This is a genomic window from Bradyrhizobium sp. AUGA SZCCT0177 (assembly GCF_018130125.1).
Taxonomy (GTDB): domain Bacteria; phylum Pseudomonadota; class Alphaproteobacteria; order Rhizobiales; family Xanthobacteraceae; genus Bradyrhizobium.
The window spans coordinates 120928-135644 of the sequence record NZ_JAFCMA010000020.1 but is presented as its reverse complement, the minus strand read 5'-3'; the positions used below and the strand labels follow the sequence as shown (position 1 = coordinate 135644).

General features: G+C 62.0%; 11 protein-coding genes. 3 read left to right on the top strand and 8 right to left on the bottom strand.

Going from position 1 to position 14717, the window contains the following annotated elements; translation table 11 throughout:
* Window positions 1-186: 186 nt before the first annotated feature.
* From JQ597_RS23425 to JQ597_RS23390, 8 genes are all read right to left on the bottom strand, one after another.
* Window positions 187-990: a Cof-type HAD-IIB family hydrolase gene (locus JQ597_RS23425; protein WP_212266951.1), complete on the bottom strand. Its 804-nt coding sequence runs from the start codon at window positions 988-990 to the stop codon at window positions 187-189.
* A complete protein-coding gene (locus tag JQ597_RS23420) occupies window positions 987-1472 on the bottom strand; it encodes a gluconokinase (protein ID WP_212267002.1) in 486 nt (161 codons plus the stop codon). Before JQ597_RS23420 ends, JQ597_RS23425 begins: the two co-directional genes overlap by 4 nt.
* Before the next feature lie 28 nt (window positions 1473-1500).
* Window positions 1501-2253 (bottom strand): 6-phosphogluconolactonase, encoded by a 753-nt coding sequence (pgl, locus tag JQ597_RS23415; protein ID WP_212266948.1) that lies wholly within the window; start codon window positions 2251-2253, stop codon window positions 1501-1503.
* A gap of 2 nt (window positions 2254-2255) precedes the next feature.
* Window positions 2256-3767, bottom strand: a complete 1512-nt coding sequence (zwf, locus tag JQ597_RS23410) for a glucose-6-phosphate dehydrogenase (protein ID WP_212266945.1) — start codon at window positions 3765-3767, stop codon at window positions 2256-2258.
* A 5-nt stretch (window positions 3768-3772) separates the two neighbouring features.
* Window positions 3773-4768, bottom strand: a complete 996-nt coding sequence (gene gnd, locus JQ597_RS23405) for a phosphogluconate dehydrogenase (NAD(+)-dependent, decarboxylating) (RefSeq protein WP_212266942.1) — start codon at window positions 4766-4768, stop codon at window positions 3773-3775.
* Between the two features lie 12 nt (window positions 4769-4780).
* Complete coding sequence (locus JQ597_RS23400; RefSeq protein ID WP_212266939.1) at window positions 4781-7627, bottom strand: bifunctional transaldolase/phosoglucose isomerase; 2847 nt, start codon at window positions 7625-7627, stop codon at window positions 4781-4783.
* 253 nt (window positions 7628-7880) lie between these two features.
* On the bottom strand, window positions 7881-8330 hold the full coding sequence (locus JQ597_RS23395) for a DsrE family protein (RefSeq protein WP_212266937.1): 450 nt from the start codon (window positions 8328-8330) through the stop codon (window positions 7881-7883).
* 31 nt (window positions 8331-8361) lie between these two features.
* Window positions 8362-8973 (bottom strand): hypothetical protein, encoded by a 612-nt coding sequence (locus JQ597_RS23390; protein WP_212266934.1) that lies wholly within the window; start codon window positions 8971-8973, stop codon window positions 8362-8364.
* Window positions 8974-9923: 950 nt separating this feature from the next.
* Here JQ597_RS23390 and JQ597_RS23385 point away from each other — a divergent pair.
* Genes JQ597_RS23385 through JQ597_RS23375 form a run of 3 tightly spaced genes read left to right on the top strand, consistent with a single transcriptional unit; the run spans window position 9924 to window position 14695 of the window.
* The gene (locus JQ597_RS23385; RefSeq protein WP_212266931.1) at window positions 9924-11867 is read left to right on the top strand and encodes a PrkA family serine protein kinase; all 1944 of its coding nucleotides are present in this window, start codon (window positions 9924-9926) and stop codon (window positions 11865-11867) included.
* Window positions 11868-11888: 21 nt separating this feature from the next.
* Window positions 11889-13160, top strand: coding sequence for a YeaH/YhbH family protein (locus JQ597_RS23380; protein ID WP_212266999.1), 1272 nt, complete (start codon window positions 11889-11891; stop codon window positions 13158-13160).
* Window positions 13157-14695 carry a SpoVR family protein gene (locus JQ597_RS23375; RefSeq protein ID WP_212266928.1) on the top strand — a complete coding sequence of 513 codons (1539 nt, stop codon included), beginning with the start codon at window positions 13157-13159 and terminating at the stop codon, window positions 14693-14695. The genes JQ597_RS23380 and JQ597_RS23375 overlap by 4 nt, the downstream gene beginning before the upstream one ends.
* Window positions 14696-14717: the final 22 nt, after the last annotated feature.

Sequence of the window (14717 nt, the reverse complement as noted above, 5' to 3'; positions counted from 1 at the left end):
TACCGGCTCGCGCCTGCCGATTCACACCCGTTGGCGGAAATGGTGTGGGGTATCGGCAACCCCCGAAAACCGGGGCGACCAATGCAATAAAGCGGATTTTCCGGGCGAAAGCTTTGGCGACTTATGGATTTATTCTTGAGACGTGCTTGATTTCGCACTCTCACAGCGACGATAAGAGACGGTCGGCTAGCCGACCTTTAGAATCGTCTCCATCGCGCGGGCAAAACCGTCCCGTTCGTTGGTATCGGTGACATGCGTCGCGCGCTGCTTGATGTCATCGGCCGCGTTGCCCATCGCGAACGACATGCCGCTTCGTGCAAACATCGGTAGGTCGTTCTGCATGTCGCCGATGGTGGCGACGGCGTCGGTCGCAATGCCGAGCCGTTTCGCGATGTTCTCGACGAACGTGCCTTTGTCGTGGCCCGCGGGGGTGACATCGAGGTAATAGGTCTGCGAGCGAACCGCGGTGGCCTCTGCGCCCACCGCCTGCTGCATTGCCGCTTCGCAGCGCGCCAGCAGCGCTGCGTCCGAGCTGGCGCCGACGATCTTGCAGGCCTCGGACAGATGCGGCGTGAAATCCGCGATGATGGTCGGATCGGCCTTGATTGCCCGCTTCTCGTGCGAAACGTATTCGCCGTCGGGATTGCGCGTGTACCAGCGCTCGTTGCTGAACAGCCAGATATCGACGCCGAATTCATTGAGCACATCGAGGCTGCGTTGCGCCACCGCTGGCGCGATCAGATGCTGTTCAATCGGCTGCAACTTCGCATTGACGATCGAGCTGCCGTTGAAGGCGCCGACCGGCAGCGTGATCGCAAGTGGTTCGATCAGAAAGCCCATGCCGATCGTAGGGCGGCTGGAGACGATGGTGAAGCCGATGCCGGCGGCGTGCAGCGCCCGCACGGCGTTCTGTGCGTCGTCGGTGAGGATCTTGTCCTTGGTCAACAGCGTGCCATCCACATCGGAAACGACAAGCGCAATGCGGCTCATGAGGGCACTTTCAATTGACTGATAATGTCGTCGACGATGGTCTCAATCGGCGCGGCGATCGACACCGCAATGGGCCGTTCGCCTGGCTGCGGTGGCTCCAGCGTTTTGAACTGGCTGGCGAGCAGTCCCGGCGGCATGAAATGCCCCTTGCGGGCAGCTAACCGGTCCGCGATCAGGTCCTGCGTCCCGTTCAGGAAGACGATGCGGATATCATCGCGTCCATGCACGAGAATGTCGCGATAGCTGCGCTTGAGCGCCGAACAGGCGACAACAGCGCGTTGTCCGGCCGCCGAGAGGCGGTCGATCTCGTCGGCAATCGCCTGCAGCCAGGGCCAGCGGTCGTCATCCGTCAGCGGCTGGCCCGCGCTCATCTTCGCGACATTGGCGGGCGGGTGAAATTTGTCCGCATCCTCGTAGCGCCAGCCCAGCCGCGCGGCCAGGCGGTCCGCGATGGTGCTCTTGCCCGAGCCGGAGACGCCCATCACTACCAGCGCGCAGGGGCTTGTCGCATCACGCACGAAAATTCTCCGGCAATGCCGCCTGATCCACCAGCCAGATCGTCGCGCCGCTGGATCGCGCGCGGTTCGCCGGCAGGTTCTCGCCTGCGAACACGCGCGTCAAGATCGCGCGTTTGTCTGATCCTGCGACCTCGAACAGCATTTCGCGGCAGCAAGCCAGCGTCGGCAGCGTGAGCGTGATGCGCGGGACGAACGGTTCGACATTGGCTTTGTGGACGCCGACCACCCAACGCCTGACCTCGTCGAGCAAGGGATCGCCGGGAAACAGCGACGCGGTATGGCCGTCGGGCCCGACGCCCATCAGCACGAGATCGAACAGCGGCCGGGCAGGGTCGAGGTCGTCTGCGCCATAGAACGCTTTCAGTTCGCCCTCGTAAAGCGCCGCACCGAGATCGGGATCGGTGGGATCGGCCGTACTCGTCGGGATTGGATGGATGTTGGATGCCGGCGCGCATCGGTCCAGAAAGGTCTTCCGTGCCACGTGCATGTTGTTGAGGGGATCATCCGCGGGCACGAAACGTTCGTCGCCGATGAACCAGTGCACGCGTTGCCACGGAATCCGGCTTCGCCAGGGGTCGGTGCCGAGCAATTGATAGAGCTGTTTCGGGCTCGATCCGCCGGTCAGGCAGATCGCGACGCGGCCGGGGTTCTCCGATATCCGCGCGATGACGCGCTCTGCGGCGGCCTCGGCCATCGCGGCTGGATCGGCAACTGACGTCACATGGCGATTGTCGTTCGACATCATCTCTAACTGAGCTTGCGCCAGCTGCGGCCGTCTCGCTCCAGCAGATCGTTGGCTTCCTCCGGACCCTCGCTGCCGGGCTCATAGACCTTGAGCCCCTTGCCGCCGGCGTTCTTCCAGGCGTCGAGAAATGGCTGCACCGCGCGCCAGCCGGCCTCGACGCTGTCGGCGCGCTGAAACAGGATGTTGTCGCCGATCATACAGTCGTAGATCAGGGTCTCATAGCCGGTCGATGGCTCGGCCTTGAAATAATCCTTGTAGCGAAACTTCATCTCGACGCCGTCGATATTGATGGTCGGGCCCGGCACCTTGGTGTTGAACTGCAGCGCGATGCCTTCGGTCGGTTCGGTCGAGATGATCAGGTAATTCTGCGAGAGCCGGTCCACCGGCGTGTCGCGGAACATCGCGAACGGCGCCTGCTTCAACTTGATGGCGATCTCGGTGCGCTTGATGCCGAGCGCCTTGCCGGTGCGCAGATAAAAGGGAACGCCGGCCCAGCGCCAATTGTCGATGGTCAGTTTCAGCGCGGCATAGGTTTCCGTGGTGCTGGCGGGTTTGACGTCGGCGGTCCTGCGATAGTCCTCGATCTCGGTGTCGCCGACCATGCCGGCGCGATATTGCCCGCGCACCGAATTGTGCAGCGCCTCCTGCTCGCTCTGGGTCTGGATCGCGGCCAGCACGTCGGCCTTTTCCGAGCGCACCGAATGCGCGTCGAATTTCGATGGCGGCTCCATCGCGACCAGCGACAGCAGTTGAAACAGATGGTTCGGCACCATGTCGCGCAACGCGCCGGTGGCGTCATAGAAGCTGCCACGATGACCGACGCCGAGTTTTTCATCGACCGTGATCTGGATGTGGTCGATGTGATTGCGGTTCCAGATCGGCTCGAACATGCCGTTGGCGAAGCGCAGCACCAGGATGTTCTGGACGGTCTCCTTGCCGAGATAATGATCGATCCGGTAGATCTGATGTTCTTCGACCAGCTTCAGGAGTTCGCTGTTGAGCTCTCTTGCCGATGCCAGATCGGTGCCGAACGGCTTTTCGACCACCAGCCGCCGCCATGTGCCGTTCTCGACCAGCATGCCGGTGCGGCCGAGTTCGCGGCTGATCGGCAGGAAGGCGCTCGGCGGCGTCGCGAGATAGAACAGGCGATTGCCTTGGGTGTTTCGCGCGACTTCCAATTTGTCGAGCTGCTCGCTCATGGCGTCGAATGAGGCGGGATCCCGCGGGTCAGCCTCGATGCAAGTGACGCATGCGAGCAGGCGCATCGCGATCTCCTCGTCCACTTGGCGCGTGGCGAATTGATGCAGGCCCTTCATCAGGCTGTCGCGCAACTGGTCGCTGGTCATGCCCTTGCGGGCAATGCCGACGACGCAGAAATTTTCCGGCAGCAGATCGGCTGCTGCCAGATTGTAGAGGGCCGGGATCACCAGCCGATGCGCGAGATCGCCGGTGACGCCAAAGATGACGAAGGAGCAGGGATCGGGTTTCGTCTGCGCCAGTTTGCCGACCGCCATGGGCGTTAAGCCTTCGAGCCCGGCTTCTTCGGCGGCTCCTTGTGACCGCCGAAGCCTGCGCGCATCGCGGAAAGGATCTTCTCCGCGAATGTGTGATCCTTGCGCGAGCGGAAGCGCGCATAGAGCGCCGCCGTCAGCACCTCGGCCGGCACCGCCTCGTCGATCGCGGCATTGACGGTCCAGCGGCCTTCGCCGGAATCTTCGACATGGCCGGAATAGTTGTCGAGCGTGTGATTTTCCGCGAGCGCTGACGAGGTGAGATCGAGCAGCCAGGAGGGGATCACGCTGCCGCGCCGCCACACCTCGGCGATATCGGCGATGTCGAGATCAAACCGATGCTCCGCCGGCAGCGCCTCGATATTGGCGTTCTTCAGGATATCAAAACCCTCGGCATAGGCCTGCATCAGCCCATACTCGATGCCGTTATGGATCATCTTGACGAAGTGCCCGGCGCCGCTGGGGCCGGCATGGATATAGCCTTGCTCGATGCGCTGATCGCGGCCGTCGCGGCCGCCGGTGCGCGGAATGTCGCCGATCCCCGGCGCCAGCGTCTTGAAGATCGGATCGAGCCGATCGACCACAGCCTTGTCGCCGCCGATCATCATGCAATAGCCGCGCTCGATGCCCCAGACGCCGCCGCTGGTGCCGACGTCGACATAATGCAGCCCGCGCTCTTTCAGAGTCTTGCCGCGGCGGACGTCGTCCTGCCAGAACGTGTTGCCGCCGTCGATGATGACGTCACCGGGCTCCATCAGTTTTGCGAGTGCTTCGATGGTGGCCTCGGTGATTTTGCCGGCCGGCAGCATCACCCAGGCGGTGCGCGGCTTCTCCAGTTTCGCCACGAAAGCTTCCAGCGTGTCGGCGCCGGCAGCGCCTTCGGCCGCCAGCGCGGCGACGGCCTTGGCGTCCTTGTCGTAGACTACCGACGTGTGGCCGTTCCTCATCAGCCGCCGCACGATGTTGCCGCCCATCCGGCCGAGGCCGATCATGCCAAGCTGCATGCCAATACTTCCCTAATTGAGCGCTTCTGATATCGCGGCATCCAGCGCGGCAAGCGCCGGCTTGAGGTCGCCCTTGAGATGAACCCGCAATGCGCGCCGGCCGCGTTCGGTCAGCACGTCGAAGTCGCCGCGCGCCTGGGCTGCCTTGACGACGCCGAAACTCGCCTTCTGGCCGGGCACGGCCAGGTCCTTGGCATCGTCGGCGGTGATCTGCAGGAACACGCCGCTGTCGGGCCCACCCTTGTAGGCCTGGCCGGTCGAATGCAGGAAGCGCGGACCGAATTCGGCGCAGGTCGCTACCTGCCTGACGTCACGTACCGCCAGCCGCATCTTCTGCAGCGTGTCGATCGAAGCGCCGTCGCGCCCGATATAGGCCAGCAGCGCAAAATAGTCGCCGCTGCCGGGACGCGTCAGATGTGCCTTGATCCAGGATTCCAAAGTGCCATTGGCGCCGGCCTTGCGCAGCGCGGCGGCATTGGCTTCGTCGGTGTAGATGTCGGCCTCGGCTGTCGCGACCACCGGCCGTTCCGCCGGCAGTGCACCGGTTTTCTCGAACGCCGCGGTCAGTTCGCGCGTCTTGATCTTGGCCGCCTCGACATCAGGCTGGTTGAACGGGTTGATGCCGAGGATAGCGCCGGCGACGGCCGTGGCCATCTCGAAGCGGAAGAACTCCTGGCCGATATGGTCGATCGATTTCAGCACGATGCGCACCACCGGATGCCCGGCGGCCTCGAGGGCGGCAAGCTTGTCGTCGTGCGCCGAATCGGCTTCGCCCTCGGTTCGGATATCGATGAAGAAGCGATCGTCGCCATAGACGGCGGGATCGGCGAGCGGTTCGCCGTCGATCGGGATCAGGCCTTTGCCGTCCTTGCCGGTGGACTCCGCGATCAATTGCTCGGCCCAGGCGCCGAAATCGGCGATCTTCTTCGACGAGGATATCGTCACCTTGTCGCGGCCTTCGAGCCCGGCGAGTCCGAGCGCAAGCCCAAGCTGCACGCCGGGGTTTTCGTGCGGCGGCACGTCGGCGCCGCAGGAGCGCACCATCGCCAGCGTGTGCTTGATCAGGCTTTTGACATCGATGCCGGCGGCAGCCGCCGGCACCAGCCCGAACGGTGACAGCACCGAGTAACGTCCGCCGATCGATGGATCGCCGTAGAAAATGCGCGCGAAACCCTGCTTGGTCGCGACCTTCTCCAGCGACGAGCCGGGGTCGGTCACCGCGATGAAGCGATGGCCGGCCTTGTCAGCGCCGATGGTCCTGGAAACGCGATCGAAGAAATAATCCTTCATCGCATTCGGCTCGGTGGTGCCGCCGGATTTGCTGGAGACGATGAACAGGGTTTTTGCCAGGTCGACCTTCTTCTCCATCGCGCGCACCTGCGCGGGGTCGGTGGAGTCGAGCACGTGCAATTTCGGGAAGCCCGACTTTTTCGGGAAGGTTTCCGCCAGCACTTCGGGACCGAGGCTCGATCCGCCCATGCCGAGCACGACAGCGTCGGAAAAGTTCTGCCCCTTCACGCGCCTGGCAAAATCCTCGTAGTCGGCGACGTCAGCGGCAGCCGGGCTGTTCAGCCAACCCAGCCATTTGTTCTCGTCGTCATTGCTCCAGACCGATTTGTCCTTGTGCCAGAGCCGTCGGATTTTTGCTGACGCCCGCCAGTCCTCGGTGCTCTTCTCCACGGCTTTCTTGATGCCGTCGCCGAGCACGAGGTGCTGCTTGTCGATCCCGCCGCCAAGCGAAGCCGCGCGCTTGTGCGCTACGGCGCCGTAGAGCTTGTCGGCGGCGTCGGCGAATTGCTTGACGCCATCCTTGACCAGCTCGGTGGTGATCGCATCGAGCGAGATGCCGGATTTTTCCAGCTCTTCCAGCACGCGGCGCGCGTCCTCGATATCTTCCTCAAGGCTGTCGCGCGGCGTGCCGTGATCGCGGAACGCGTCGAGCGTCGCCGGCGGCACCGTGTTGATGGTGTTGGGGCCGATCAGTTCCTCGACATAAAGGACGTCGCTGTAGTCCTTGTTCTTGGTGCCGGTCGAAGCCCACAGCAGCCGCTGCGGCTTTCCGCCCTTGGCCTTGAGCTTGTCCCAGCGTGCGCCCGAAAACAGCCCCTTGTAGTCCTGATAGGCCATCTTGGCGTTCGCGATCGCGACCTTGCCCTTGAGCGCGCTCAGGCGTTCCTTTTCGCTGGGGTCGTTGGCCTTTGCGATCTTGTCGTCGAGCTGCTTGTCGACGGCGCTGTCGATCCGGCTGACGAAGAAGCTGGCGACACTGGCCACACGCGAGGGATCGCCACCGCCGGCGACGAGTTTCTCCAGCCCGTCGAGATAGGCTTCCGCCACCTGGCGATAGACCTTTTGCGAGAACAGCAGCGTGATGTTGATGCTGATGCCTTCGCCGATCAAATGTTCGATCGCAGGCAGGCCTTCCGGCGTCGCCGGCACCTTCACCATCAAATTTCTGCGCTTGACGTCCTTCCACAGCCGCTCGGCCTCGGCGATGGTGCCTTTGGTGTCCATCGCCAGATAGGGCGAGACCTCGAGGCTGACGAAACCGTCCTCGCCCTTCAGCCGGTCGTAGACCGGCCGCAACACGTCAGCGGCGTTCTGGATGTCTTCAATGGCGACATGTTCGAACAGGTCGGCGACCGGGCGGTCGCCCTTTTTCAGCGCCTGGCCGATCGCGCCGTCATATTCGTCCGAACTGCCGATGGCTTTCTCGAAGATCGCGGGGTTCGAGGTCACGCCTTTGACGCCGTCGGTGTCGATCAAATTCTTCAGATCGCCTTTGGCGACGAAGCCGCGGGCGAGGAAATCTAGCCAGACGGCCTGACCGTGGTTTTCGAGTGCTTTGACGGGATTCATGATGCCTGTTCTGTCCGGTCGTCGGTTTTCGGGTTCCCCGGCAGCTTTCGGGTGCGAGGCGGGAATGTCAACACGTGGATGGCAAGTGGGTGGCAAGTGGATGGAATGGCTGCCGGTCGGAATGGGTGTATCCGGTGGGATAACGCCGCCTGCATCCGTTCGATCCCCGGGATGAGCGCCCGGGGAGTTGACGAAATCCAGCACAATTTTGTGACGGGAAAGCGGACGCCGCGATCACGATCGCAGACTGCGATCAGGGTCGCAGATAGAGATAGCCCTGCGATTGCAACTCGGCGATGCGCACCACGCCGCCCTGGTCGGCGGAAATGAAGCCCGGCAGGAGATCGGCGAGGCCGACTTTCTGAGATTTCATGGTGTTGCCGCAGACGGCGAGTTCAATTCCGGCCTTGGCGAACTGGCCGATATGCCGTGTCAGATCGGGATTGGCCGCGGACGCGTGGAACGCGCGCAGCGCCTGGCCGTGAACGACCAGAGCGATGGTGACGTTGTCGGGCCCGCCGACGCCGTCGAGATGGTTCTGGATGTTGCCGACGACAGAGCTGACCTTGTCGAGGTCGTTGAGGTGATAGACCACTTTCAGTTTTTTCGTCGGCGGCGCCTCGGTGGCCGCGCTGGCGCGCGAGGCGGCAAAGGCGGCGCCGAAAGCGGACGCCGCGGCCCACAAGATGCTGCGTCGATGCATGGCGTCCTCCAACTCGATTGCCTTAAAGCTGTCACTTATGCCTGAGCGCCGCGAGTTCCTTGCGGTCGGTCACCAGCTCGGCACATTCGCGCAGATCGGCGCGATCGACCCGGAAAATCTTGTCGTCGGCGCCGGCTACCAGATCATTGCTGGCATCGTCGTCGGGCTTGCTGCGCTCCCAGATCCTGATCCGCTCCAGCCGGATGATGGCGGATTTGTCGTCCTTCATCGCGACATCGATGCCGCCGCCGTCGCAATCGATGCCGCAGCCGAAGCGGATCTCGTTGCCTTTGTCCTCGGCGACGACATGGTTGCAATAGCCGCTGGAGTCGAAATTGCCCGGCCGATGCCGGTATTTGACGCCGATGCGGAAGGAGTAATTGGTGATCTTCTCTTCCGGCGGATTTTCGGCGGTGACCAGCAGCTTCATCGCGCTGACTTTTTGCCTGGGATGCTGCGCCAAGTGGTTGGCGTCATAGCGGCGGACGAAGCAGGCATAGGTCTTTTGACCGAGGGGGCCGGCGAACATCCTGTTGTCGAAGGCGGCAGCTCTTGCCTTGTCGACGCCGTCCTGGGCATGGCCGGGGCCGGCAAGCGAGGCCATCGCGGCCAGCGTGAGGGTACACAGGAAGATACGCTTCATGATCGTCCTAAATGCGTGACACACCGACCGTCCGCACGGAAGCGGTGCGGCGCCAGGCGCCGCCAAGGTTCGGCTTCGATCTGTTGATTGGTCGCAGGCGGCCGCGGCTGCGTTCAATTTCAGGCAGTTGGCGGGAAAACCGTGCTGCTGGCAGCCGCTTGCCTAAATATTGGGCGATGCGCCCATTCGCGCCCCATGATTTGCCCGCATTGTGCCTTGCACAATAAATCCCGGCCGGTGTCCAATTCGGACCATGACCTGGGGCACGCCTGACCCAATTGGACGCAACGCGGGTTTCGTTTTTGCGCCGCACTCAGGAGGACCGGCGAATTGGTTGCGCCGGACTAATCCAAAAGTACTAGCGCGCGAGCCTCTTGTATCGGTTCGCCGCGTTCGGGACTTGATTACAGTCGCAATGAACGCCGCCGTGACGGCGTTCATGCCGACGAGAACGCAAACGTCACCCGTCGTGGTGAGTGGCATAAGCCCGAGAAGCGGAATTCGCGCGTTTGGATTCGTCGAACGACACCGAACAGAGAGATGATCTGCCGAGGATGACGCAGCCTGGAGTGATCTGGATTTCCGATCGCCCGTTATGGTCCAACGCGCTGAACGGACGCCGCGCGCGGCGTGCATTAATGAATCGACAAGCATTGCGGCGGCGCGTGTTCAACCGCGCGAATTCTGCAGGTTCGTTCATCTACCTGAAAAACCAGTACTTCTCCGGATGCCGCATGTTGCACTCCGGTTACAGATTCAGTGGATTCCAGTACATTCTTGAGCTCCCGAGTCGTTTAGCATGACTATTGCATTGCGTGAGGGAGTCAGTCGCGTGTCAGATATCACATCTGCTGTTGGTGATTCGCGATTGGGTACGCAGGAGGCTTGCCGGGGCTTGGAACTTGGCCAGCGCATCCTACGTTATAGCTGAACCATGAGGAGATGAATCTATGTACAACGATTCTCTGTTCAACGCGTTTGCTCGCTCCTTCGAAGCCAGAAGTCAGAGCGACATGTCGATGGCGGACTATCTGGAATCGTGTCGAAGCGATCCGCTTAAATATGCGAATGCGGCCGAACGGTTGCTCGCGGCAATTGGCGAACCTCAGATGATCGACACGGCCAGGGACCAACGCCTTGGCCGTATTTTTTTGAACCGCACCATGCGCACCTATCCGGCCTTTGCCGGCTTCTATGGCATGGAGGAAACGATCGAGCGCATCGTCGGATTCTTCCGGCACGCCGCTCAAGGCCTCGAAGAGCGCAAGCAGATCCTCTATCTGCTCGGGCCCGTCGGCGGCGGCAAGTCATCGCTCGCCGAACGCCTGAAGGCGTTGATGGAAGTTCACCCCATTTATGTCTTGAAGGCCGGCGACGAACTCAGTCCCGTCTTCGAAAGCCCGCTCAGCCTGTTTGACCCGGAAACACTCGGGCCGATGCTCGAGGAAAAATACGGCATTCCGCGCCGCCGCCTCAACGGCTTGATGAGCCCGTGGTGCTACAAGCGGCTCGAATCGTTCGGCGGCGACATCTCGCAATTCCGTGTCGCCAAGATCCAGCCGTCGCGGCTGCGGCAGATCGCGGTCGCCAAGACCGAGCCGGGTGATGAAAACAACCAGGACATCTCCTCGCTGGTCGGCAAGGTCGACATCCGCAAGCTGGAAACCTTTGCCCAGAACGACCCCGACGCCTACAGCTATTCCGGCGGCTTGAACCGCGCCAACCAGGGCATCCTCGAATTCGTCGAGATGTTCAAGGCGCCGATCAAGATGCTGCATCCGCTGCTGACGGCGACGCAGGAAGGGAATTACATCGGAACCGAAAACATCGGTGCGATCCCCTTTACCGGTGTCATTCTTGCGCACTCCAACGAGTCCGAATGGCAGAGCTTCAAGACCAACAAGAACAACGAAGCCTTCATCGACCGCATTTGCGTCATCAAGGTGCCGTATTGCCTGCGCGTCACCGAAGAACAGAAGATCTACGAGAAGCTGATCCAGGGCTCTGAACTCGCCGCCGCGCCCTGCGCGCCGTCGACGCTGGAGACGCTGGCGCGCTTCTCGGTGATGTCGCGGCTGCGCCGTCACGAAAACTCCACCGTGTTTGCAAAGATGCGGGTCTATGACGGCGAAAGCCTGAAAGAGTCCGATCCCAAGGCCCGCAGCGTCCAGGAATACAAGGATGCCGCCGGCGTCGACGAAGGCATGGACGGCGTCTCGACCCGCTTCGCGTTCAAGGTGCTCGCCGCAACCTACAATCACGATACGTCGGAGGTCGGCGCGGATGCCGTTCACCTGATGTATGCGCTGGAACAGTCGATCCGTCGCGAGCAGCTCCCTGATGAGACCGAAAAGCGTTACCTCGAATTCATCAAGGCCGAACTGGTGCCGCGATATGCCGAGTTCATCGGAAACGAGATTCAGAAAGCCTATCTCGAATCCTATTCGGATTATGGCCAGAACCTGTTCGACCGTTACGTGGATTACGCCGACGCCTGGATCGAAGATCAGGACTTCAAGGATCCCGACACCGGACAATTGCTCGATCGTGAATTGCTCAATCAGGAGCTGACCAAGATCGAGAAACCTGCGGGCATCGCCAACCCGAAGGACTTCCGTAACGAGGTCGTGAAGTTCTCGCTGCGGTCGCGGGCCCAGAACGGCGGCAAGAATCCGGGCTGGACCAGCTATGAAAAGGTTCGCGAGGTGATCGAAAAGCGGATATTCTCGCAAGTGGAAGATCTGCTGCCCGTCATTTCGTTCGGCTCGAAAAAGGACGGCGAAACTGAGAAGAAGCACGACGATTTCGTCGCGCGGATGGTGGACCGCGGTTACACCGAACGGCAGGTCCGCCGGCTCGTCGAATGGTACATGCGCGTGAAGCAAGCCGGCTGAGGCGGATGCGAAGTGGTTGCTATTCACATCGTTGACCGGCGGCTGAATCCGGGCAGCAAGAGTCTCGAGAACCGTCAGCGGTTCCTGCGCCGGGCGAAGGCGCTGGTTCAGCAGGCGGTCAAGAAGACCTCGCACGACCGGGACATCAAGGATGTCCTGGAAGGCGGCGTGGTCAGCATACCGCTCGACGGCATGGACGAGCCGCGGTTCCGCCGTGAAGGCGGCACCCGCGACATGGTGCTTCCCGGAAACAAGAAGTTCATCGAAGGCGACATGCTGCCGCGCTCGGGCGGCTCGGGCGGCAAGGCCGGCGGCGCGGGTGAGGGCGACAGCGAAGACGCGTTCCGCTTCGTTCTCAGCCGCGAGGAATTCGTCGACCTGTTCCTGGACGATCTCGAATTGCCTGATCTCGCCAAGCGCAAGCTTGCCGAGGTGGAGAGCGAAGGAATCCGCCGCGCCGGTTATGCGACATCAGGTTCGCCGGCGAATATTTCCATTCCCCGTACCGTGAGCCGCGCGATGGCGCGGCGCGTGGCATTGCGGCGGCCGAAGCCGGAAGAGATCGCGGCCCTCGAAGCCGAGCTGCTGATTTGCGGCGACGAGGCGCGCCGCGCCGAACTGCTGGCCGAGATCGAAGCCCTGAAAGCCAAGGCCAAGCGGATCCCGTTCATCGATCCGATCGACATCCGATATCGGCGGTTCGAGACCACGCCGAAGCCGATAGCCCAGGCCGTGATGTTCTGCCTGATGGACGTCTCGGGCTCGATGACCGAGCATATGAAGGATCTCGCCAAGCGCTTCTACACGCTGCTCTATGTCTTCCTGAAGCGGCGCTATCGCCATGTCGAGATCGTCTTTATCCGCCATACCGACCGCGCCGAAGAGGTCGACGAGGATACATTCTTCCATGGCCCGGCATCGGGCGGCACGCTGGTGTCGAGTGCACTGCAGGAAATGCACGAGATCGTGCGTTCGCGGTTCCGCCCGGCGGACTGGAATATCTACGCCGCGCAGGCTTCCGATGGCGACAATTCCACGTCCGACGGCGAGGTGGCGGGCCGGCTGCTGACCGAGAAGATTCTGCCGGTCAGCCAGTTTTTTGCCTATCTCGAGGTCGGCCAGGATGCCGGCCTGACCTTCGAGATGCCGGATTCGTCGCTATGGACGTTGTATGAGCGCCTGCGCCTCGCCGGTGCGCCGTTGTCGATGCGCAAGGTCTGCGAGCGCAGCGAAATCTTCCCGGTGTTTCACGATCTCTTCCAGCGCCGTGTAAGACAGGAAAGGGCACCATGACAGACAAGCGGCTGTTTCAGGGCGCCGATTGGGATTTCCCGACGCTGCAGCGGATCCACGACGCCTGCGAGGAGATCGCGGAGTCCGAACTCGGGCTCAACGTCTATCCGAACCAGATCGAGGTGATCACGGCCGAGCAGATGCTGGACGCCTATTGCTCGGTCGGCATGCCCTTGTTCTACAAGCACTGGTCGTTCGGCAAGCACTTCGCCTATCAGCAGGCGTCCTACCGCAAGGGCCTGATGGGCCTGGCCTATGAGATCGTCATCAACTCGTCGCCGTGCATCTCCTATTTGATGGAGGAGAACACCGCGACCATGCAGACGCTGGTGATCGCGCACGCCGCCTTCGGCCACAATCATTTCTTCAAGAACAATTATCTGTTCAAGCAGTGGACGGATGCCGACGGCATTCTCGATTATCTCGAGTTCGCCAAGACCTACGTCGCGCAGTGCGAGGATCGCCACGGCCGGTTGGCGGTCGAGCAGACGCTCGATGCAGCGCACGCGCTGATGTCGCATGGCATCAACCGCTATCCCGGCAAGAAGCTGCCCGATCTGCGCGTCGAGGAGAAACGGGCCCAGTATCGCCGCCAGCACGAAGAAAGCGTGTTCAATGATTTGTGGCGGACCATTCCGACCGGACCGGTCAAGAGCGTGGCAACGCTGAGCGCCGATCGCCGCCGTGCGCTGCTCGGCCTGCCGCAGGAAAACATCCTGTACTTCCTGGAAAAGACCGCGCCGCGCCTGGCGCCCTGGCAGCGCGAGCTGCTGCGAATCGTGCGGCACATCGCACAGTATTTTTACCCGCAGAGCCAGACCAAGGTCATGAACGAGGGCACCGCGACCTACGTTCATTACCGCATCGTGAACCGGCTGCACCTGCAGGGGCGGCTCTCCGACGGCAATTTCCTCGAATTCCTGTCGTCGCATACCAACGTCGTATTCCAGCCCGACTTCGACAGTAAATATTTCTCGGGCTTCAACCCCTACGCGCTCGGTTTTGCGATGATGCAGGATATCGAGCGCATCGTGACCAATCCCGAGGACGAGGATCGCGAATGGTTCCCGGATATCGCCGGCAAGGGCGATACGATGGGCGTGCTCCGCGATGTCTGGGCCAATTACCGCGACGAGAGCTTCATCAGCCAGTTCCTCTCACCGCGGCTGATGCGGCACTTCCGCATGTTCCATTTGCATGATGATCCGGCGGAGACCGCCGGCATCAAGGTCGATGCGATCCACGACGAGCGCGGCTATCGGCGCGTGCGCCGCGCGCTGTCGCGGACGTACGATGTCGGCTTCATCGATGCCAATATCGAAGTCGTCGATGTCGATCTCGCCGGCGATCGTCATTTGATGCTGCGCCATACCGTGTTGAACGGCGCGCAGCTCAATGACACCGACGCCAAGCGCGTGCTGCAGCACCTCGCCGACCTCTGGACCTACAACGTCTCGCTGGTCGAGGTCGACGCGACCGGCAAGGTGCTGAAGGAATACGTCGCCAACCCGCGCGGGCTGGCCGCGGTGGCGTAGCTACTCCGGCGATCCCGAGCGA